Annotated in this window: 24 protein-coding genes and 1 riboswitch; of the genes, 23 read left to right on the top strand and 1 reads right to left on the bottom strand. The window is 30.3% G+C overall.

What is annotated here, in order from left to right:
• From map to rpsI, 14 genes are all read left to right on the top strand, one after another.
• Complete coding sequence (gene map / locus QX51_RS12905; protein ID WP_039680369.1) at nucleotides 1-747, top strand: type I methionyl aminopeptidase; 747 nt, start codon at nucleotides 1-3, stop codon at nucleotides 745-747.
• Between the two features lie 79 nt (nucleotides 748-826).
• The gene (infA, locus tag QX51_RS12900) at nucleotides 827-1,045 is read left to right on the top strand and encodes a translation initiation factor IF-1 (protein ID WP_039680327.1); all 219 of its coding nucleotides are present in this window, start codon (nucleotides 827-829) and stop codon (nucleotides 1,043-1,045) included.
• A gap of 29 nt (nucleotides 1,046-1,074) precedes the next feature.
• Nucleotides 1,075-1,188, top strand: a complete 114-nt coding sequence (rpmJ, locus tag QX51_RS12895; RefSeq protein ID WP_018590391.1) for a 50S ribosomal protein L36 — start codon at nucleotides 1,075-1,077, stop codon at nucleotides 1,186-1,188.
• Nucleotides 1,189-1,346: 158 nt separating this feature from the next.
• Nucleotides 1,347-1,718 carry a 30S ribosomal protein S13 gene (gene rpsM, locus QX51_RS12890; protein ID WP_039680326.1) on the top strand — a complete coding sequence of 124 codons (372 nt, stop codon included), beginning with the start codon at nucleotides 1,347-1,349 and terminating at the stop codon, nucleotides 1,716-1,718.
• Between the two features lie 26 nt (nucleotides 1,719-1,744).
• The gene (gene rpsK / locus QX51_RS12885; protein ID WP_018590393.1) at nucleotides 1,745-2,143 is read left to right on the top strand and encodes a 30S ribosomal protein S11; all 399 of its coding nucleotides are present in this window, start codon (nucleotides 1,745-1,747) and stop codon (nucleotides 2,141-2,143) included.
• Between the two features lie 15 nt (nucleotides 2,144-2,158).
• Complete coding sequence (rpsD, locus tag QX51_RS12880; RefSeq protein WP_039680325.1) at nucleotides 2,159-2,782, top strand: 30S ribosomal protein S4; 624 nt, start codon at nucleotides 2,159-2,161, stop codon at nucleotides 2,780-2,782.
• Between the two features lie 74 nt (nucleotides 2,783-2,856).
• A complete protein-coding gene (locus tag QX51_RS12875) occupies nucleotides 2,857-3,804 on the top strand; it encodes a DNA-directed RNA polymerase subunit alpha (protein WP_039680324.1) in 948 nt (315 codons plus the stop codon).
• Between the two features lie 21 nt (nucleotides 3,805-3,825).
• Nucleotides 3,826-4,167 (top strand): 50S ribosomal protein L17, encoded by a 342-nt coding sequence (gene rplQ, locus QX51_RS12870; protein ID WP_018590396.1) that lies wholly within the window; start codon nucleotides 3,826-3,828, stop codon nucleotides 4,165-4,167.
• A gap of 178 nt (nucleotides 4,168-4,345) precedes the next feature.
• A complete protein-coding gene (locus tag QX51_RS12865) occupies nucleotides 4,346-5,182 on the top strand; it encodes an energy-coupling factor transporter ATPase (RefSeq protein WP_039680323.1) in 837 nt (278 codons plus the stop codon).
• On the top strand, nucleotides 5,167-6,033 hold the full coding sequence (locus tag QX51_RS12860) for an energy-coupling factor transporter ATPase (protein WP_039680322.1): 867 nt from the start codon (nucleotides 5,167-5,169) through the stop codon (nucleotides 6,031-6,033). The genes QX51_RS12865 and QX51_RS12860 overlap by 16 nt, the downstream gene beginning before the upstream one ends.
• Nucleotides 6,027-6,824, top strand: coding sequence for an energy-coupling factor transporter transmembrane component T family protein (locus tag QX51_RS12855; RefSeq protein WP_039680321.1), 798 nt, complete (start codon nucleotides 6,027-6,029; stop codon nucleotides 6,822-6,824). Before QX51_RS12860 ends, QX51_RS12855 begins: the two co-directional genes overlap by 7 nt.
• 12 nt (nucleotides 6,825-6,836) lie before the next feature.
• Nucleotides 6,837-7,568, top strand: coding sequence for a tRNA pseudouridine(38-40) synthase TruA (truA, locus tag QX51_RS12850; RefSeq protein ID WP_039680320.1), 732 nt, complete (start codon nucleotides 6,837-6,839; stop codon nucleotides 7,566-7,568).
• Nucleotides 7,569-7,687: 119 nt separating this feature from the next.
• A complete protein-coding gene (gene rplM, locus QX51_RS12845) occupies nucleotides 7,688-8,116 on the top strand; it encodes a 50S ribosomal protein L13 (RefSeq protein WP_039680319.1) in 429 nt (142 codons plus the stop codon).
• Between the two features lie 27 nt (nucleotides 8,117-8,143).
• Nucleotides 8,144-8,536 (top strand): 30S ribosomal protein S9, encoded by a 393-nt coding sequence (rpsI, locus tag QX51_RS12840; protein WP_039680318.1) that lies wholly within the window; start codon nucleotides 8,144-8,146, stop codon nucleotides 8,534-8,536.
• A gap of 173 nt (nucleotides 8,537-8,709) precedes the next feature.
• Here the strand turns inward: rpsI and rbr are convergent, their stop codons facing one another.
• Nucleotides 8,710-9,249 carry a rubrerythrin gene (gene rbr / locus QX51_RS12835; RefSeq protein WP_039680317.1) on the bottom strand — a complete coding sequence of 180 codons (540 nt, stop codon included), beginning with the start codon at nucleotides 9,247-9,249 and terminating at the stop codon, nucleotides 8,710-8,712.
• A 189-nt stretch (nucleotides 9,250-9,438) separates the two neighbouring features.
• Nucleotides 9,439-9,555, top strand: a riboswitch (FMN riboswitch).
• 179 nt (nucleotides 9,556-9,734) lie between these two features.
• Here rbr and ribD point away from each other — a divergent pair.
• From ribD to cwlD, 9 genes are all read left to right on the top strand, one after another.
• Nucleotides 9,735-10,838 carry a bifunctional diaminohydroxyphosphoribosylaminopyrimidine deaminase/5-amino-6-(5-phosphoribosylamino)uracil reductase RibD gene (gene ribD, locus QX51_RS12830; protein WP_039680316.1) on the top strand — a complete coding sequence of 368 codons (1,104 nt, stop codon included), beginning with the start codon at nucleotides 9,735-9,737 and terminating at the stop codon, nucleotides 10,836-10,838.
• Nucleotides 10,823-11,470 carry a riboflavin synthase gene (locus QX51_RS12825; RefSeq protein WP_039680315.1) on the top strand — a complete coding sequence of 216 codons (648 nt, stop codon included), beginning with the start codon at nucleotides 10,823-10,825 and terminating at the stop codon, nucleotides 11,468-11,470. Before ribD ends, QX51_RS12825 begins: the two co-directional genes overlap by 16 nt.
• Before the next feature lie 11 nt (nucleotides 11,471-11,481).
• A complete protein-coding gene (locus QX51_RS12820) occupies nucleotides 11,482-12,681 on the top strand; it encodes a bifunctional 3,4-dihydroxy-2-butanone-4-phosphate synthase/GTP cyclohydrolase II (RefSeq protein WP_039680314.1) in 1,200 nt (399 codons plus the stop codon).
• Nucleotides 12,682-12,812: 131 nt separating this feature from the next.
• Nucleotides 12,813-13,280: a 6,7-dimethyl-8-ribityllumazine synthase gene (gene ribH, locus QX51_RS12815; RefSeq protein ID WP_039680313.1), complete on the top strand. Its 468-nt coding sequence runs from the start codon at nucleotides 12,813-12,815 to the stop codon at nucleotides 13,278-13,280.
• A 131-nt stretch (nucleotides 13,281-13,411) separates the two neighbouring features.
• Nucleotides 13,412-14,032 (top strand): VanZ family protein, encoded by a 621-nt coding sequence (locus tag QX51_RS12810; RefSeq protein ID WP_152607239.1) that lies wholly within the window; start codon nucleotides 13,412-13,414, stop codon nucleotides 14,030-14,032.
• Between the two features lie 38 nt (nucleotides 14,033-14,070).
• Complete coding sequence (locus QX51_RS12805) at nucleotides 14,071-14,772, top strand: response regulator transcription factor (RefSeq protein ID WP_039680312.1); 702 nt, start codon at nucleotides 14,071-14,073, stop codon at nucleotides 14,770-14,772.
• The gene (locus QX51_RS12800) at nucleotides 14,759-14,953 is read left to right on the top strand and encodes a hypothetical protein (protein WP_039680311.1); all 195 of its coding nucleotides are present in this window, start codon (nucleotides 14,759-14,761) and stop codon (nucleotides 14,951-14,953) included. Before QX51_RS12805 ends, QX51_RS12800 begins: the two co-directional genes overlap by 14 nt.
• Before the next feature lie 17 nt (nucleotides 14,954-14,970).
• Nucleotides 14,971-16,998, top strand: coding sequence for a sensor histidine kinase (locus QX51_RS12795; RefSeq protein WP_039680310.1), 2,028 nt, complete (start codon nucleotides 14,971-14,973; stop codon nucleotides 16,996-16,998).
• 100 nt (nucleotides 16,999-17,098) lie between these two features.
• Nucleotides 17,099-17,812, top strand: coding sequence for an N-acetylmuramoyl-L-alanine amidase CwlD (gene cwlD / locus QX51_RS12790; protein WP_052233051.1), 714 nt, complete (start codon nucleotides 17,099-17,101; stop codon nucleotides 17,810-17,812).
• Nucleotides 17,813-18,257 lie beyond the last annotated feature (445 nt).

Genomic DNA, 18,257 nt, shown 5'->3' with positions numbered 1-18,257 from the left:
ATGATTATTATCAAATCTAAATCAGAAATTGAACTTATGAGGGAAGCGGGGAAAATTGTCGCTGACACTCATGAAGTTATTAGAGAGGCTATTATTCCGGGAATATCTACTTTAGAGTTAGATAAAATAGCTGAAGAAAATATAAGAAAATATAATGCAGTACCGTCTTTTAAAGGCTATGGAGGATTTCCAGGAAGTATATGTGCTTCTATTAACAACAAAGTTGTGCATGGAATTCCTGGTAATGAAATAGTGAAAGAGGGAGACATTATAAGTATAGATATAGGCGCCTATTATAAAGGATACCATGGTGACTCTGCAAAGACTCATGGAGTTGGCCTGATATCTGAAGAAAATAGGAAACTAATAGAAGTTACAAAAGAAAGCTTCTATGAAGGACTTAAATTCGCGAAGGTTGGATATAGACTTTCGGATATCTCACACACAATACAAGCACACACAGAAAAAAATGGTTTTTCGGTAGTTAGATCACTAGTTGGACATGGGGTTGGTAAAGATCTTCATGAATCACCCAATATTCCTAACTATGGAAAACCGAACAGAGGACCTATGTTAAAACCAGGCATGGTATTAGCCATAGAGCCTATGATTAATCAAGGAAGTCACCGTGTTTACTGTTTAGCCGACGGCTGGACAATTGTAACGGGAGATGGAAAGAATTCTGCTCATTATGAGCACACGATAGCAATAACAGAGGAGGAACCTCTTATATTAACTAGTTTGTAAAAACGGATAGTATGATGCTATCACAAAAATTGCATTTAGTTCTAAGTATTTAAATGTAAAATGGAGGGCTGATTATATAATGGCCAAAAAAGATGTTATAGAATTTGAAGGTACAGTTATTGAAAACTTACCAAACGCTATGTTTAAAGTTAGACTAGAGAATGGACATGAGGTATTATGCCATTTATCTGGTAAGTTAAGAATGAACTTCATAAGAATTCTTGAGGGTGATAAGGTTAATGTTGAGCTTTCACCTTATGATCTTACAAGAGGAAGAATCACTTGGCGTAAGAAATAGGCTATGAACTAGTCTAAGGAGGGATAATAATGAAGGTAAGACCATCAGTAAAACCAATGTGCGAAAAATGTAAAATCATTAAAAGAAAAGGTAAAGTAATGGTTATATGTGAAAATCCTAAGCACAAACAAAAACAAGGATAAGAAAAAATTACTAGCATAAAGTCATCAAATATGTTATAATGATAAAATGTGACATTGACTGGATGCGTTGGAAATACAGTACTTGAATGATTTTTTTAGTGGAAAATTCAAGTAAGACAATGAAAAGTAAAATAACTAAGTCGTAGGAGGTGCAAGTAATGGCAAGAATCGCTGGGGTAGATTTACCTAGAGAAAAAAGAGCGGAAATAGGCTTAACTTATATATATGGTATAGGTAGAGCAACTGCTAATGAAATATTAGCAAAAGCTGAGATAAATCCAGATGTAAGAATCAAAGATTTATCAGATGATGAAGTTAATACATTAAGAAGAATAATAGACACTGATTTCTTAGTTGAAGGTGACTTAAGAAGAGAAATCGCTTTAAATATAAAAAGATTAAGAGATATAAAATGCTACAGAGGTATAAGACATGCTAAAGGTTTACCACTAAGAGGGCAAAAAACTAAGACTAACGCTAGAACTAGAAAAGGTCCTAGAAAAACTGTATCTCGTAAGAAGAAAAAATAATAAGTAGATAGGAGGGAAATCGAACAATGGCTAAACAAAAAAAGAAAGTTACACGTGTAAGAAGAAGAGAACGTAAAAACATAGATCGTGGTCATGCACATATACAATCAACTTTTAACAACACTATAATCACTTTAACTGACGTTCACGGAAATGCTATATCATGGGCATCTTCAGGACAATTAGGATTTAAAGGATCAAGAAAATCAACTCCATTTGCTTCTCAAATGGCTGCAGAAACTGCTGCTAAAGCTGCAATGGAACATGGTTTAAAAAGTGTTGAAGTATTCGTAAAAGGACCTGGTTCAGGAAGAGAAGCTGCAATAAGAGCTTTACAAGCAACTGGACTAGAAGTAACAATGATAAAAGATGTTACTCCAATCCCACACAACGGATGTAGACCACCAAAAAGAAGAAGAGTATAATTAGGAGGTGTAATTATGGCAAGATATACTGGTGCATCATGCAGACAATGCCGTAGAGAAGGAATGAAATTATTCCTTAAAGGTGATAGATGTTATACAGATAAATGTGCTATAGTTAAAAGAAACTATGCTCCAGGACAACATGGTCAAGGAAGAAAGAAAGTTTCTAACTATGGTTTACAATTAAGAGAAAAACAAAAAGTTAAGAGAATATACGGAGTTTTAGAAACTCAATTCAGAAACATGTACGAACGTGCTGAGAAAATGACTGGTAAAACTGGTGAAAACTTATTAAGCTTATTAGAAAGAAGATTAGATAATGTTGTTTACAGAATGGGATTAGCTAACTCTAGAAAAGAAGCTAGACAATTAATAACTCATGCACATTTTACTTTAAACGGTAAAAAAGTAGATATACCTTCAATAACTGTAAAAGTTGGAGATGTTATAGCAGTTAAAGAAACTTCTAAATCATCTGCTAAATTCAAAGGTATAGTAGAAGCAAATACAAAAGTAGCTCCAAGATGGATAGATGCAAGCGTAGAAAATATGACTGCAACTGTAACTGCTCTTCCAGGAAGAGAAGATATAGATCTTGAAATAGCTGAACACTTAATCATAGAGCTTTATTCTAAATAATAAGCATCTTCTAAAGTTTATCTTTAGAGGTGTTTACCCTCAGTGGATTAATAAATTTGAAGGAGGGTTTATCCATGATAGAAATAGAAAAACCAAAAGTAGATATTGTAGAACTTGGTGAAGATTATAGATATGGAAAGTTTGTCATTGAACCTTTAGAAAGAGGATATGGAATTACTATAGGAAATGCTCTTAGAAGAATATTATTATCTTCTTTACCTGGTGTAGCAGTAAATTCTATAAGAATAGATGGTGTTCTTCATGAATTCTCAACAGTACCAGGAGTTAAAGAAGATGTTACTGAAATAATATTAACTTTAAAAGAACTTTCAGCAACTATAGATGGTGAAGGAAGTAGAACTCTTAAAATACAGGCTCAAGGTCCATGTACTGTAACAGGTGCAGATATAATCTGTCCTCCAGATGTTGAAATATTAAGTAAAGACTTAGTTATCGCTACTTTAGACGATAATGCTAAATTTAATATGGAAATAAACATCGATAAAGGTAGAGGATATGTTCCAGCCGAGGAAAACAAAACTGAAAATATGCCTATAGGTGTTTTACCTGTAGACTCAATATACACTCCCGTACAAAAAGTTAGCTACCATGTAGAAAACACTAGAGTTGGTCAAAAATCAGATTATGATAAATTAACACTTGAAGTTTGGACTAATGGAAGCATTAATCCTCAAGAGGGTATATCTCTTGCAGCTAAAGTATTAGTTGAGCATTTAAATCTATTCATTGACTTAACTGAGCATGTAAGCAATGTTGAAATAATGGTAGAAAAAGAAGAAGATCAAAAAGAAAAAGTTCTTGAAATGACTATAGAAGAGCTTGATTTATCAGTAAGATCTTACAACTGTTTAAAGAGAGCGGGAATTAACACAGTTGAAGAATTAGCTAATAAATCAGAAGATGATATGATGAAGGTTAGAAACCTTGGTAAAAAATCACTTGAAGAAGTTATTCAAAAACTTGAAGAATTAGGATTAGGACTTAAACCTAGCGAAGAATAAGCGAGCAAAGGAGGGATTGGCGTGGCTAATTACCGTAAATTAGGACGTGTGACATCACACAGAAACCTTATGTTAAGAAACTTAGTAACTGACTTACTAAGATGTGGTAGAATAGAAACTACAGTAACAAGAGCTAAAGAAACTCGTAGAATGGCTGAAAAGATGATAACTCTTGCTAAAAGAGGAGATCTTCATGCTAGAAGACAAGTTTTAGCTTACGTTATGGATGAAACAGTAGTAAACAACTTATTCACTGATATAGCTCCAAAATATGCTGAGAGAAATGGTGGATACACTAGAATAATCAAAAAAGGGCCAAGAAGAGGCGATGCAGCTGAAATGGCATTTATTGAATTAGTTTAGTAAATAGTTAATATATATGAAAAAAAGATTAAGTTTGATGGGCTTAATCTTTTTTTTGTGCAAATAATATTAATAAAAAGAACATTATATAATCAAAGGAATTATTTTTTAATTAGAACTGTGATATAATATTAAGATACAAATTTTAAATTACTACTTTAAAGAGGGAGTAGAATAAATGAATAATATTATAAAGGTTAACAATATTTCATATGAATACATAACTGAAGAATCTAGTTTTAAAGCCATAGATAATTTAAGTTTGAATGTTAAGCAAGGTGAATTTGTAGCTATTATAGGTCATAATGGTTCGGGAAAATCAACTTTATCTAAAAACTTGAATGCTATTTTGATGCCAACAGAAGGTAATATTCTTATAGATGGAAATGATACAAAAAATGAAGAAAAACTATGGGATATAAGACAAACAGCAGGTATGGTATTCCAAAATCCAGATAATCAAATAGTTGCAACTATAGTAGAAGAAGATGTAGCATTTGGTCCAGAAAACTTGGGTGTAGAACCAAAGGTAATTAGAGAAAGAGTAAAAGAGGCTCTTGAAAGTGTAGGTATTACAGAGTTAAAAGATAGACAACCGCACTTATTATCTGGAGGTCAAAAACAAAGGGTTGCCATAGCGGGAATAATTGCTATGAGACCAAAATGTATAATTTTTGATGAAGCAACAGCAATGCTTGATCCATCAGGAAGAAAAGAAGTTATGAATGTAATAGAAAAACTTAATAAAGAAGAAAATATTACAGTATTACACATAACTCATTATATGGAAGAAGCTGTAGAAGCTGATAGAGTTATAGTTATGGACAAAGGACGTAAAGTATTAGAAGGAACGCCAAAAGAAGTGTTTAGAAACGTAGAAAAGCTTAAAAAAATAGGATTAGACGTTCCTTATATGACAGAACTAGCCACTTCTTTAAAAGAAGAAGGAATAGAAATTAGTGATGATATATTAACAGTAGATGAGATGGTGGTGAAATTATGTCAATTATTATAAAAAATTTAACTTATATATATGATGAGGGTATGCCTTTTGCTAGTAAAGCATTAGATAATATATCATTTGAAATAAAAGATAGAGATTTTGTTGGTCTAATAGGCCATACTGGTTCAGGCAAATCTACCCTTATACAGCATTTAAACGGTCTTATAAAGCCATCATCAGGAGAGATTTTCATAAATGATTTCAACATAACTGGAGAAAATCAAAATTTAACTGAAATTAGAAAAAGAGTAGGAATAGTGTTTCAATATCCTGAATATCAACTTTTTGAAGAAACAGTTGAAAAAGATATAGCTTTTGGACCTTCTAATTTGAATCTAAGTCAAGAAGAAATATCTATTAGAGTAAAAGAATCTATGCAAGCTGTAGGACTTGATTATGATGAGTATAAAGATAAATCACCATTTGATTTATCTGGTGGCCAAAAGCGTAGAGTAGCAATAGCTGGTGTTATAGCAATGAAGCCAGAACTACTAATACTGGATGAGCCTACAGCAGGATTAGATCCAGGAGGAAGAGATGAAATCTTTGCTTTAATAAAAAGATTACATGAAGAAAGTCATATGACAATAATACTTTCTTCTCATAGCATGGATGATATGGCTAAAATAGCTAAAACAATAATAGTTATGAATCATGGTAAGATTGAATTTATGGGAACACCTAAAGAAATCTTCAATAGTAATGCATCAAGACTTAAGGAAATAGGGTTAGATATACCACAAGTTTTAGAATTAGCTATTAAACTAAAGGATAAAGGTTTTGATATAAAAACTGATGTCTTAACAATAGAAGAAATAAAAGACGAAATACTAAACTTTATGAAAGGAAGAAAGAAATGTTAAAAGATATAACCATAGGTCAATATTATCCTGCAAATTCTTGTATTCATAAGTTAGATTCAACAACAAAGCTTGTTGCAACAATAGTATTCATGGTATCTTTATTTGTAGTAAATAAATTTTGGCCATATTTATTAGTAGCTTTAGTCTTAGTTACAGTGATTAAAATGTCTCAGATACCTCTTAAATACATTATAAAAGGAATTAAGCCGCTTAGATGGATAATTCTATTTACTTTTGTTATAAATATATTCTTTTTACCTGGAGAGGTAATTTGGAAGTTTGGTTTTTTAACCCTGACTAGAGAAGGTATAAGACAGGCTATTTTTATGTCTATAAGGTTGATATTTTTAGTTGTGGGCACATCTTTGCTTACTTTAACAACTTCACCTATACAACTTACAGATGGTATAGAAAGAATGTTAAGTCCTTTTAAAAAGATAGGTATGCCTGTACATGAGTTGGCTATGATGATGACGATAGCGCTTAGATTTATACCTACATTATTAGATGAAACAGATAAGATTATGAAAGCTCAAATGTCTAGAGGTGCTGATTTTGAAAGTAGCAACATAATAAATAGGGCTAAAAACTTAGTACCATTATTAGTTCCTTTATTTGTTAGTGCTTTTAGAAGGGCTGATGAATTAGCTATGGCTATGGAAGCTAGATGTTATAGAGGTGGATATAATAGAACTAAAATGAAAGAAGCTAAAATTACAAAAGCTGATTATACAGCATATGTTTTACAAGTAGTATTTTTGGCAATCATAATAGTAACTAAATTCATATAAATGAGGAAGTAAATGAGAAATTTAAAACTTACTATACAATATGATGGCACTAGATATTGTGGTTGGCAAAAACAACCTAACTCTTCTGGTATACAGGGTACAATAGAATATGCTATCTATGAAATAACAAAAGAAAAAGTAAATATTATAGGCTCTGGAAGAACTGATGCTGGTGTTCATGCTTTAGGCCAAGTTGCAAATTTTAAAACAAGTTCAAGCATACCTGCTAATAGAATTCCTGACGCTTTAAATGCAAAATTGCCAAAGGATATATCTATAATTGACTGCCAAGAAGTATCTGAGGACTTTCACTCTAGATACAGTGCAACAGGGAAAATATATAGATATTTGATATATAATAAGCCTTATAGAAGCCCATTATACAAGGATACATCATATCATGTTAGGTATGACCTTGATATACAAAAAATGCACTCAGAAGCTAAATCATTACTTGGAACACATGAATTTAAAGGATTTATGAGTTCTGGATCATCGGTAAAGGATACAGTTAGAACTATACACAATATTACAATTGAGGAGAGTGGAGACTTAATTGTTTTAGAAGTGGAAGGAAATGGATTTTTATACAATATGGTGAGAATAATAGTAGGAACATTGGTGGATATAGGCAGAGGAAGAATAGATAAATCAATGGAAGAAATAATTGCTTCGCAAGATAGGGGAGAAGCAGGTCATACCGCGCCTGCACACGGATTATTTCTTAAAAAAGTTCATTATTAAACTTGACACACCAGGGTCATTGTATTAAAATGAATAAGAGTGTGCTAGTAAGTCCACATTGCCCCGGACTTTATATATACGGTAGATAAAAAAATTATGAAAATTAAGGAGGGACAACCATGAAAAGTTATATAGCTAAACCAGCTGACGTACAAAGAAACTGGTACGTAGTTGATGCTGAAGGAAAAACATTAGGTCGTCTTGCTACAGAAATAGCAACTATATTAAGAGGAAAGCATAAACCAACATTTACACCACACGTAGACGGTGGAGATTTTGTTGTTGTTGTAAACGCAGCAAAAGTAGTTTTAACAGGAAAGAAATTAGATCAAAAATTATATAGATACCACACTGGTTATGTAGGTGGATTAAAAGAAATAACTTACAGAGAAATGATGGATAAGAAACCAGAAGAAGTAGTAGCACATGCAGTTAGCGGAATGTTACCAAAAAATAAATTAAGAAGCAGAATGATGACTAGATTAAGAGTTTTTGCAGGTGCTGAACATACACATGCAGCTCAAAACCCAGTTGAATTAAACGTATAGAATTAATAGGTGAAAGGAGGAGTTATCATGGAAAAAGTTCAATTCTACGGAACAGGAAGAAGAAAAAGCTCTGTAGCTAGAGTTAGATTAGTTGCAGGTGAAGGAAATATAGTAGTTAATGGAAGACCAGTTGGAGAATACTTCAACTACGAAACATTAATAAGAGATGTTAAACAACCATTAGTTTTAACAAGCAATGAAAATAAATACGATGTAATAGTAAAAGTTGAAGGTGGAGGATTCACTGGACAAGCTGGAGCTATAAGACATGGTATATCAAGAGCTTTATTAAAAGCTGATGCTGAGTTAAGAGGAGACTTAAAGAAAGCTGGATTCTTAACAAGAGATGCAAGAATGAAAGAAAGAAAGAAATATGGTTTAAAAGCTGCAAGAAGAGCGCCTCAGTTCTCAAAAAGATAGTTTTTATTCAATATTGGAAATTTTTCAAATTGTATATACAAGATGTATTTCAACATTATGTTGGAATGCATCTTTTTTATTATTAAAAAGAAAAGCTAACAACTATTAGTTGTTAGCTTAACTTATATTGGGTGTTGGGTATTGGGATTATTTATTTGATGTAAATTACTGACTTATTTATAATTCTCTGCTCTAACTTCGAAGTATGACTGTGGATGATTACAAACAGGACATACTTCAGGTGCTATCTTACCTTTATGTATATGTCCGCAGTTTTGGCAATGCCAATAAACTTCACCATCTTTTTCAAATATAGTTCCATTTTCCAAGTTTTCAAGAAGTTTACGATATCTTTCTTCGTGCTCTTTTTCTATTTTTCCAACAGATTCAAATAAATATGCTATTTTATCAAAGCCTTCTTCTTTAGCTTCTTTAGCAAAAGTATGATACATATCTGTCCATTCGTAATTTTCTCCTTCAGCAGCATCTTTTAAGTTTTCTGGAGTAGAAGATATACCATCATGTAAAAGTTTGAACCATATTTTAGCGTGCTCTTTTTCGTTATTTGCAGTTTCTTCGAATATAGCGGCTATTTGATTATAGCCTTCTTTTTTTGCTTTAGAAGCATAGTAAGTATATTTGGTTCTTGCTTGGGCTTCTCCAGCAAAAGCAGATAATAAATTTTTTTCGGTTTTACTTCCCTTTAATTCCATAATTATTTCCCCTTTAATTTGAAGTATTTAATTTATCTAATTGATAATTATTTTCTTTATACTATATTTATACCATAAAATTCCAAATTAAAACATAGAAAATGTAATTTTTCTAAATATTTTATTTATAAGTAAAATAAAATATAATTGACATGATAAATATATTGAAGTACTATTGTATTAATTGAATAAAATCTTCAGGGCAGGGTGAAATTCCCTACCGGTGGTTATAGCCCACGAGCCATTATGGCATGATTCGGTGAGATTCCGAAGCCGACAGTAAAGTCTGGATGAAAGAAGATAGAATTAATCTAATTTAAGTATCATGATTTGAATTATATGCTCTGAAATGAATTTATCATTTCAGAGTTTTTTAATTTAAAGTTGAATAATCTATTATTAGATTAATTAATTTATAGAAATCTTGCCTTGAACATATTGTTCAGGGCTTTTTATATTTGAGGGAGATTTATTGGAGGTGAACTATGACTGATAAACAATATATGAAAATTGCATTAGAACTTGCCATAAAAGGATGTGGATTTGTAAATCCAAATCCTATGGTTGGAGCTATTATTGTAAAAGATAATGAAATAATAGGCGAGGGATATCACCAAGCTTATGGAATGTTCCATGCGGAACGAAATGCTATTATGAATTGCAAAAAATCACTTAAAGGAGCAACCATGTATGTTACATTAGAACCTTGTTGCCACTATGGAAAAACGCCACCCTGTACAGAAGTTATTATAGAAAGTGGTATAAGTAAAGTTGTTATAGGGTCATTAGATCCGAATCCATTGGTTGCAGGAAAAGGGATAGAAATTCTTCAAAATAATAATATAGAAGTTGTAGAAGGAGTATTAAAAGAAGAATGTGATGATATTAATGAAGTATTTTTTAATTACATAAAAACAAAGGTGCCATATGTAGTAATGAAATATGCTATGACTATGGATGGGAAGATAGCAACTTATACTGGTAAATCAAAATGGATAACAGGAGAAGCCTCTAGAAAAAAAGTGCATGAGGAAAGGCATAAATACAGTGGAATTATGGTTGGTGTAGGAACGGTATTATTAGATGATCCAATGCTTAACTGTAGATTAAAAAATGCCAAAAACCCTACAAGAATAATATGTGATACTAATTTAAGAACACCTATTGATTGCAAAATAGTAAATACAGCAAAGGAAATACCTACAATAATAGCTACAAGTAATACAGATAAAGAAAGACAAAGGTTATACATAGATAAGAGTTGTAAGATTATAGTTATTTCTAAAAAGGATAATCACATTGATTTAAAGGAATTAATGCATATACTTGGTCAAGAAAAGATTGACAGTGTTCTTTTAGAAGGTGGGGGAACTTTAAACTGGTCTGCATTACAGAGTGGAATAGTTAATAAAATTCAAACTTATATTGGTCCAAAAATATTTGGAGGTAAAAATGCTAAATCGCCAGTATTGGGATTAGGAGTAGATTGTCCGCAAGAATCTTTTTATTTAAATAATACAAAAATAACGAAAATAGATGAAGATATATTAATAGAAAGTGAGGTAATATCTAAGTGTTTACAGGTATAGTTGAGGAAATAGGAAAAATACAAAATGTAAAAAAGAATGTTAAATCATCGGTGCTTACTATAGAAGGGAATAAAATATTTGAAGATATTAATATAGGGGATAGTATTTCTGTCAATGGTGTTTGTCTTACTGTAACAACATTTAGCAATAATACTTTTACAGCAGATGTAATGAATGAAACTATAAGTAGATCTTCATTGGGACAATTGAAAAATGGAAGCAGTGTTAATTTAGAAAGGGCGATATCTGCCAATGGAAGATTTGGAGGCCATATTGTATCAGGCCATATTGATGGCATAGGAAAAATAATAAAAATAGAAAAAGATGATAATTCAATTTGGTATACCATTGCAGTGAAGGGTAATTTAATGAAATATATAGTAGAAAAAGGCTCAATTGCCATAGATGGAATAAGTCTTACAATAGCAAAAGTTGCAGTAAATGATTTTAGTATATCTATTATTCCGCACACAGTGCAGGAAACTATACTTTCCCACAGGTCGGTTGGGGATATTGTGAATATCGAGAATGATGTCATCGGAAAGTATGTGGAAAAGTTAATAACTTGTGAAAAAAATAAAAAAGTTGAAAGCAATATAACTATGGATTTTTTAATAAAAAATGGGTTTTAGGAGGGAGAAAAATGTTTAAATTTAATACTATCGAAGAAGCTTTACAAGATCTTAGAGAAGGAAAAATAATAATTGTTACAGATGATGAAGATAGAGAGAATGAAGGAGACTTTATATGTGCAGCTGAGTTTGCTACAACAGAAAATGTGAACTTTATGGCAACATATGCGAAGGGGCTAATATGTATGCCTATGAGTAAAGAGATTTGTGAAAAATTACAACTTACACAAATGGTATCTAACAATACAGATAATCATAGTACTGCTTTTACAGTTTCTATAGATCATATAGATACAACTACAGGAATATCAGCACAAGAAAGAAGTATAACAGCTATGAAATGCGTGGATGAAAATTCTAAACCAGAAGACTTCCGTAGACCAGGTCATATGTTTCCACTTTTATCAAAGAAAAATGGAGTATTAGAACGTAATGGTCATACAGAAGCTACAGTTGATTTAATGAAGTTAGCAGGACTTAAAGAGTGTGGATTATGTTGTGAAATCATGAGGGAAGATGGAACTATGATGCGTACATTAGAGTTAATAGACTTATCTAAGAAATGGAACTTGAAATTTATAACAATAAAAGATTTACAAGATTACAGAAAGAAACATGATAATCTTGTTGAATGTGTAGCTAATACAAAAATGCCTACTTCATATGGAGAGTTTAGAGCATATGGCTACATAAATAAATTAAATGGAGAGCATCATGTTGCTCTAGTAAAAGGTGATATAGGTGATGGTAAAAATCTATTATGTCGTGTTCATTCTGAGTGTTTAACAGGTGATGCTTTTGGTTCACAAAGATGTGATTGTGGGCAACAATTTTCGGCGGCGATGAGACAAATAGAAGAAGAGGGAAGAGGTATACTTCTTTATATGAGACAAGAGGGTCGTGGCATAGGTCTTATAAATAAATTGAGAGCATATGAATTACAAGATCAAGGTATGGACACTTTAGAAGCTAACTTAGCTCTGGGATTTGAGGGAGATATGAGAGAGTATTTCATAGGAGCACAAATATTAAGAGACTTAGGAGCTAAGACTTTAAGACTTCTTACAAATAATCCAGAAAAATTATATGGACTATCTGGATTTGGTATGGAAATTATAGAAAGAGTACCAATTCAAATGAATCCGACTATAAATGATCTGTTTTATTTAAAAACAAAACAAGAGAAAATGGGCCATATCTTAAATTATTAAAATTCGCTTCGCTCATATAGCCCAAATTGAGAAGTATATCGTCAACGATATATTCTCGCTGCCGCTTCGGGCAAATCCGTTGCTTAAAATAAAATTCGTTTAGTTTAAAATTATAAAAGGAGATAAAATAGATGAAATTATATGAAGGGAAATTAGTATCAAAGGATATAAAAATAGGGATAGTAGCAGCTCGTTTCAATGAGTTTATAACATCTAAATTATTAGGAGGAGCAGTTGATGCTCTAAAACGTCATGATGTTGATGATGACAATATAGAAGTTGCATGGGTACCGGGAGCATTTGAAATACCTCTAATAGCATCAAAAATGGCAAAAAGCAATAAGTATGATGCTATAATATGCTTAGGGGCAGTTATTCGTGGAAATACTACGCATTATGATTATGTATGTAGCGAAGTATCAAAAGGAATTTCTCATGTATCATTAAATAGTGATATACCAGTAATGTTTGGAGTTATAACTACAGAAAATATAGAACAAGCAATAGAACGCGCAGGAACGAAAGCAGGAAACAAAGGATTCGACTGTGCAGTAGGTGCTATAGAAATGGTAAGTTTAATAAGAGAAATAGAAGCTTAGTAAAAACTAATGTTTCACAAAAAACAATTATGCTTATATAACAAATATAAAACTAACGAAAAACTCATGGTATTTATCCATGAGTTTTTTGTAAGAATTCCTTAAGAATTAGAGTAACTATTATGTAAGAATTGTATTTTATTATATTAGTATATAAAAATGGATTCGGAAAATACATAGAGGGAGTTGGAACTGATATGATTACTCAATATATTTGGGAGGGTGTAAGTATACTGAATAGAAGTATACTTGTAGGCTCTATAATATATTTAATAATTCTAATAGGGTTATATTTAACTAAAAAAAGAAGAAAATTTGAAATAAAACAAATTATTCCAGAAATATTACTAAATGTATATACAATAGTATTGTTAAGAATAACTGGAATAATAGGGATAAAGTTTTATTTTGACTATATTATGAGTGGATTTTATAATTTAAATCTCATTCCTTTTAGAGATGTGTCCATAATGATGGTATTTTTAAACTTTTTATTATTTATACCTTATGGTGTATTATTGCCTTGTATATTTAAAAAACTAATATATAGTTGGAAGAAAGTTTTTATAATAGGGTTTATAACTAGTTTAAGTATAGAAGTATTACAATTATTTTGTGGTAGATTTGCAGAAATTGATGATGTCTTAATGAACTCCATAGGAACATTAGTAGGATTCATGGTATACACTCATATTACTAATAACATATTAAGACATGAGAATCTTATAAAAGGATGTGATCCTAGTGTATAATACAAGTGATAAGGAATTGTATAAAGGAGATGACGGGAATGTACAACATATTAGTAGTGGATGATGATAAAGAAATTGTTGAATCAATAGAGATATTCTTGAGAAATGAAGGTTATAACGTATATAAAGCATACAATGGAATAGAAGCTTTAGATGTATTAGTAAACAAAGAAGTACATTTAATACTTATGGATATAATGATGCCAAAACTTGATGGAATAAAAGCAACAATAAAAATAAGAGAAGAAAAAAACATACCAATAATATTAGTATCAGCAAAAAGTGAAGATACAGATAAGATAATGGGACTTAATATAGGTGCAGATGATTATATAACAAAACCATTTAATTTATTAGAGCTTATTGCGAGAGTAAAATCAAACTTAAGAAGATATGTAACACTTGGAACTTATAATAATGATAAGGTGAATAATAAAGAAGTATTAAGTAGTGGTGGGTTAGAGTTAAACACTTCTACAAAGGAAGTAAAAGTAGATGGACAAGTAATAAAAGTAACTCCAATTGAGTTTAAAATATTAAATTTACTTCTTGCTAATAAAGGAAGGGTATTTTCTATAGATGAAATATATGAAAGAGTATGGAAGGAAGAGAGTTTTAATGTGGAAAATACAGTAGCAGTTCATATAAGAAGAATAAGGGAAAAAATCGAGATAAATCCAAAAGAACCGAGATATTTAAAAGTTGTATGGGGAGTGGGATATAAAATTGAAAAATTATAATGGAAAAGTATTTAGAGAAAAAAGCTTAATGTTTAATTTTATATTTATATTACTAATGTTTGCTATAACTCAAATAATAGGAATTATAATATGTTTTAATTATGGTGATATGAATATATTTTTAGATACAATGATTATATTTGCATTGAATTATATATTATATAAAGCATTAAGATTTTAAATGAATAAGGAGAGTATATGAAAGGAAATAGAGGATTTAAATTTATCAACTTAATAATTATATTTGTATGCATATCAGCGTTTTTAGCAACAATACCTACAACTATTAGTTTATTTGCTAATGGAGCAGGAGTATTTACTAGCTATATGCATAAAGATCAGTTCGCTATAGAAGATGAATTTTATAAAAGTAGGGCTTTTGATAGCAACTTAATGAGCTATTTAACATCAGCTACTAGTGGAAGTTTACAAGGTACAGACAAAGATACATCTGATGAAGATAAAAAAAATATAGAAGAAACAAGAAAGTGGGCAAGAGAGGAATTAAAAACCATATCCAACCTTAATTATTTTATTATAAATAAAGATACAAATGAGGTTTATACAAATTCAGATTCTAAAACAGCAAAAGAGTTTCAAGGCAAGTATAAAGGTGAATGTGACGTAAAAATATCAGCTAATAACCACAATGTTAGTTATTCAAAAACATTTGGTAATAAAGAGTATAAGAACTTAAATGTAAATGATGAATTAGGCTCTGTTATGCAATTAAGAAATGGCGATATATATATGTCTATACCTGAAAATTTTGAACGAGTTCCAGGTATTTATGACAGGATATATGAAACTAAGAGTGACTTCGAAAGAGATATAATACATGTTCAAATAATACTAGCAACTCTAGGAGCTTCATTAGTATTAGGAATAATATCAACATTTTTATATAAAAGAAGTAAAACTGAGCTATTTGATAAAGATAGTTTTTGGTTGAAGTTTAGTAAGTTTATACCTTTAGAATTATATATAGTGGGACTAATCTGTGCAGTAGTATTTATAGTGCAAGGAATGGATTATTACTACGATATGCTTAGTAGTTTTACATTTAGCTTTTTAGGTATAGGATTTATTTGTACTGTACTTTATATATTTAATAAACAAATAAATAGCTATGATAATAAGTTGGATTTTTTTAAAACGGCTTTTATTTACAGAGTGCTCAACTTTTCTAAAAAAGCATTTGTAAGAATATTTAAATTAACGAAGAGTATGCCTCTATCAAAGAGGATAGTAGGTTTAGCAATAGTATGTATAGGAGTTAATTTATTTTTAATGATATTTGCCATATCAGATTATAATCCTTTTATTGCAATTATAGCAGCTATTTTAACAATAGGTGGATTTGCTTATTATGTATTAAAAAAATTATGGTATCTATCTTATATAATGGATGGTACGGAGAGAATAAAAAATGGAGACATACATCATAAGTTAAAATTAATCGGAGAAGATAATTTTACAACTTTAGCAGATAACATAAATAACATAAGAGATGGACTAGATAAAGCTATAGATAATCAGCTAAAAAGTGAGAGGATGAAATCAGAACTTATAACAAATGTATCTCATGATTTAAAAACTCCGTTAACTTCAATAATAAATTATGTGGAATTGATTAAAAAAGAAGAAGATATAAGTCCTGAGTATCTAAAAGACTATGTAAATGTACTAGACTCAAAATCAAAAAGGTTGAAAATATTAATAGAAGATTTATTTGAAGCTAGCAAAGCTAGTAGTGGAAATATAGAATTAAATATGGAAAAAATAGATCTTACTCAATTACTTAGACAATCTATTGGAGAAATGGAAGAAAAATTATCAGAAGCTAAATTAAATCTAAAAATAAATGTACCAGAAGAAAAAACTTATATAAGAGCAGATGGACGAAGATTATACAGAGTTTTAGAAAATCTGTTAGGTAATATATCAAAATATTCTCTACCAAATACGAGAGTATATATAGATATAATTGAAGAGGATGGTAAAGTAAAGTTAACAATGAAGAATATATCTTCATATGAATTGAATTTTGATCCAGATGAAATAATGGAAAGATTTAAAAGAGCTGATGACTCTAGAAATACGGAAGGTAGTGGACTAGGACTTGCAATAGCCAGAGATTTAGTAAACTTACAAGGTGGAACTTTCTCAATAGATATAGATGGAGATTTGTTTAAATCTATAGTAGAGTTTGATGAGATAAAATAAATTAAAATACTTAGGGATGTACTTTTATAGTATGTCCCTTTTTATTTAAATAGAGTAATAAATTAAGACAAACCTAAATATAAATATATGGGGTGATAATGTGAGCAAATTAAATAAAAAAATAATATTTGGAATAATATCATTAGCATTAGTAATCGTATCGATAATAGAAATAAAAACTGCATCAGAAGAAGTAATAAAAGTTATGCCTATAACTAGTAAAACTATAATAGTAGATGCAGGGCATGGTGGTATAGACCCAGGTGCTATGACAGATGATCAATCAATAAAAGAAAAAGATGTTAATCTAAAAATAGCTAAGAAGGTTAAAGAGTTAATTGAAGCTAGTGGTGCAGCAGTAATATTGACTAGAAATGACGATACGAGCTTATACACTGAAGAAGCAGGAAAAACCATCAGACAAAAGTATAATGAAAATTTAAGAAACAGAAAAAAAATAATTGATGAATCTTCAGCGGACATGTTTGTGTCTATACATCTTAATAAATTTGAACAATCAAAATACTATGGAGCACAAACTTTTTATCCAGAAGGTAAAGAAGAAGATAAAAAATTAGCAACATACATTCAAAGTGAATTAAAGAGGGTAGTAGATAATACGAATAATAGACAGATAAAACCTAGGAATGATATTTATTTGTTAAAAGATAATGAAATACCATCTACTTTAATAGAATGTGGATTTCTTTCTAACGACAAAGAAGCTAAGTTACTAAATGATGAAGAATACCAAGATCAAATAGCATGGGCTATTTATGTTGGTATACAAAAGTATTTTAGTGAAGATAACTAAAAATAATATAATTAAATTACATATTTACATTAAAAGTTATAAAATCTATTGGGTTTTATAACTTTTAATATTAATAATTATTTTTAAAATATTAAATTATATATAAATGAGTGTATGACTATAGTTAGAGTATTTGATGTATAAATTGAATTAAAATATATAAAAAAAGTTTTCTGAAAAGTGTTGACGGATTTAATTTAAGGTGATATAGTTATACTTGTCCTTGAGACGAAGGCAAACAAGCAAGAAAAACTTCTTAAAAAAGTAGTTGACAAAAATCAATTAACTTGATAAGATAGATAAAGTCGAGAGACAACACAAAGAACTTTGAAAATTAAACAGTAGGTTAACAATAAATTAATTCTTTAAGAATTAAACTGAAACAACAAACAAACCAAGCCAGATATTCAGATAATGATTAGTCTGAGCAATGGACAACTTTTTT

It is taken from the genome of Terrisporobacter othiniensis, from assembly GCF_000808015.1.
GTDB lineage: Bacteria > Bacillota > Clostridia > Peptostreptococcales > Peptostreptococcaceae > Terrisporobacter > Terrisporobacter muris.
This window is presented reverse-complemented; position numbering and strand designations above follow the sequence as displayed.

Bases quoted from the DNA above. Each gene is read 5' to 3' on its own strand.
- rpsD (WP_039680325.1), top strand. From the start codon at position 2,159: ATGGCAAGATATACTGGTGCATCATGCAGACAATGCCGTAGAGAAGGA.
- map (WP_039680369.1), top strand. From the start codon at position 1: ATGATTATTATCAAATCTAAATCAGAAATTGAACTTATGAGGGAAGCG.
- rpsM (WP_039680326.1), top strand. From the start codon at position 1,347: ATGGCAAGAATCGCTGGGGTAGATTTACCTAGAGAAAAAAGAGCGGAA.
- rbr (WP_039680317.1), bottom strand. From the start codon at position 9,249: ATGGAATTAAAGGGAAGTAAAACCGAAAAAAATTTATTATCTGCTTTT.
- QX51_RS12820 (WP_039680314.1), top strand. From the start codon at position 11,482: ATGTTTAAATTTAATACTATCGAAGAAGCTTTACAAGATCTTAGAGAA.
- rpsK (WP_018590393.1), top strand. From the start codon at position 1,745: ATGGCTAAACAAAAAAAGAAAGTTACACGTGTAAGAAGAAGAGAACGT.
- QX51_RS12865 (WP_039680323.1), top strand. From the start codon at position 4,346: ATGAATAATATTATAAAGGTTAACAATATTTCATATGAATACATAACT.
- rpmJ (WP_018590391.1), top strand. From the start codon at position 1,075: ATGAAGGTAAGACCATCAGTAAAACCAATGTGCGAAAAATGTAAAATC.
- QX51_RS12860 (WP_039680322.1), top strand. From the start codon at position 5,167: ATGTCAATTATTATAAAAAATTTAACTTATATATATGATGAGGGTATG.
- ribH (WP_039680313.1), top strand. From the start codon at position 12,813: ATGAAATTATATGAAGGGAAATTAGTATCAAAGGATATAAAAATAGGG.
- ribD (WP_039680316.1), top strand. From the start codon at position 9,735: ATGACTGATAAACAATATATGAAAATTGCATTAGAACTTGCCATAAAA.
- truA (WP_039680320.1), top strand. From the start codon at position 6,837: ATGAGAAATTTAAAACTTACTATACAATATGATGGCACTAGATATTGT.
- infA (WP_039680327.1), top strand. From the start codon at position 827: ATGGCCAAAAAAGATGTTATAGAATTTGAAGGTACAGTTATTGAAAAC.
- rpsI (WP_039680318.1), top strand. From the start codon at position 8,144: ATGGAAAAAGTTCAATTCTACGGAACAGGAAGAAGAAAAAGCTCTGTA.
- QX51_RS12795 (WP_039680310.1), top strand. From the start codon at position 14,971: ATGAAAGGAAATAGAGGATTTAAATTTATCAACTTAATAATTATATTT.
- QX51_RS12875 (WP_039680324.1), top strand. From the start codon at position 2,857: ATGATAGAAATAGAAAAACCAAAAGTAGATATTGTAGAACTTGGTGAA.
- QX51_RS12855 (WP_039680321.1), top strand. From the start codon at position 6,027: ATGTTAAAAGATATAACCATAGGTCAATATTATCCTGCAAATTCTTGT.
- QX51_RS12805 (WP_039680312.1), top strand. From the start codon at position 14,071: ATGTACAACATATTAGTAGTGGATGATGATAAAGAAATTGTTGAATCA.
- rplM (WP_039680319.1), top strand. From the start codon at position 7,688: ATGAAAAGTTATATAGCTAAACCAGCTGACGTACAAAGAAACTGGTAC.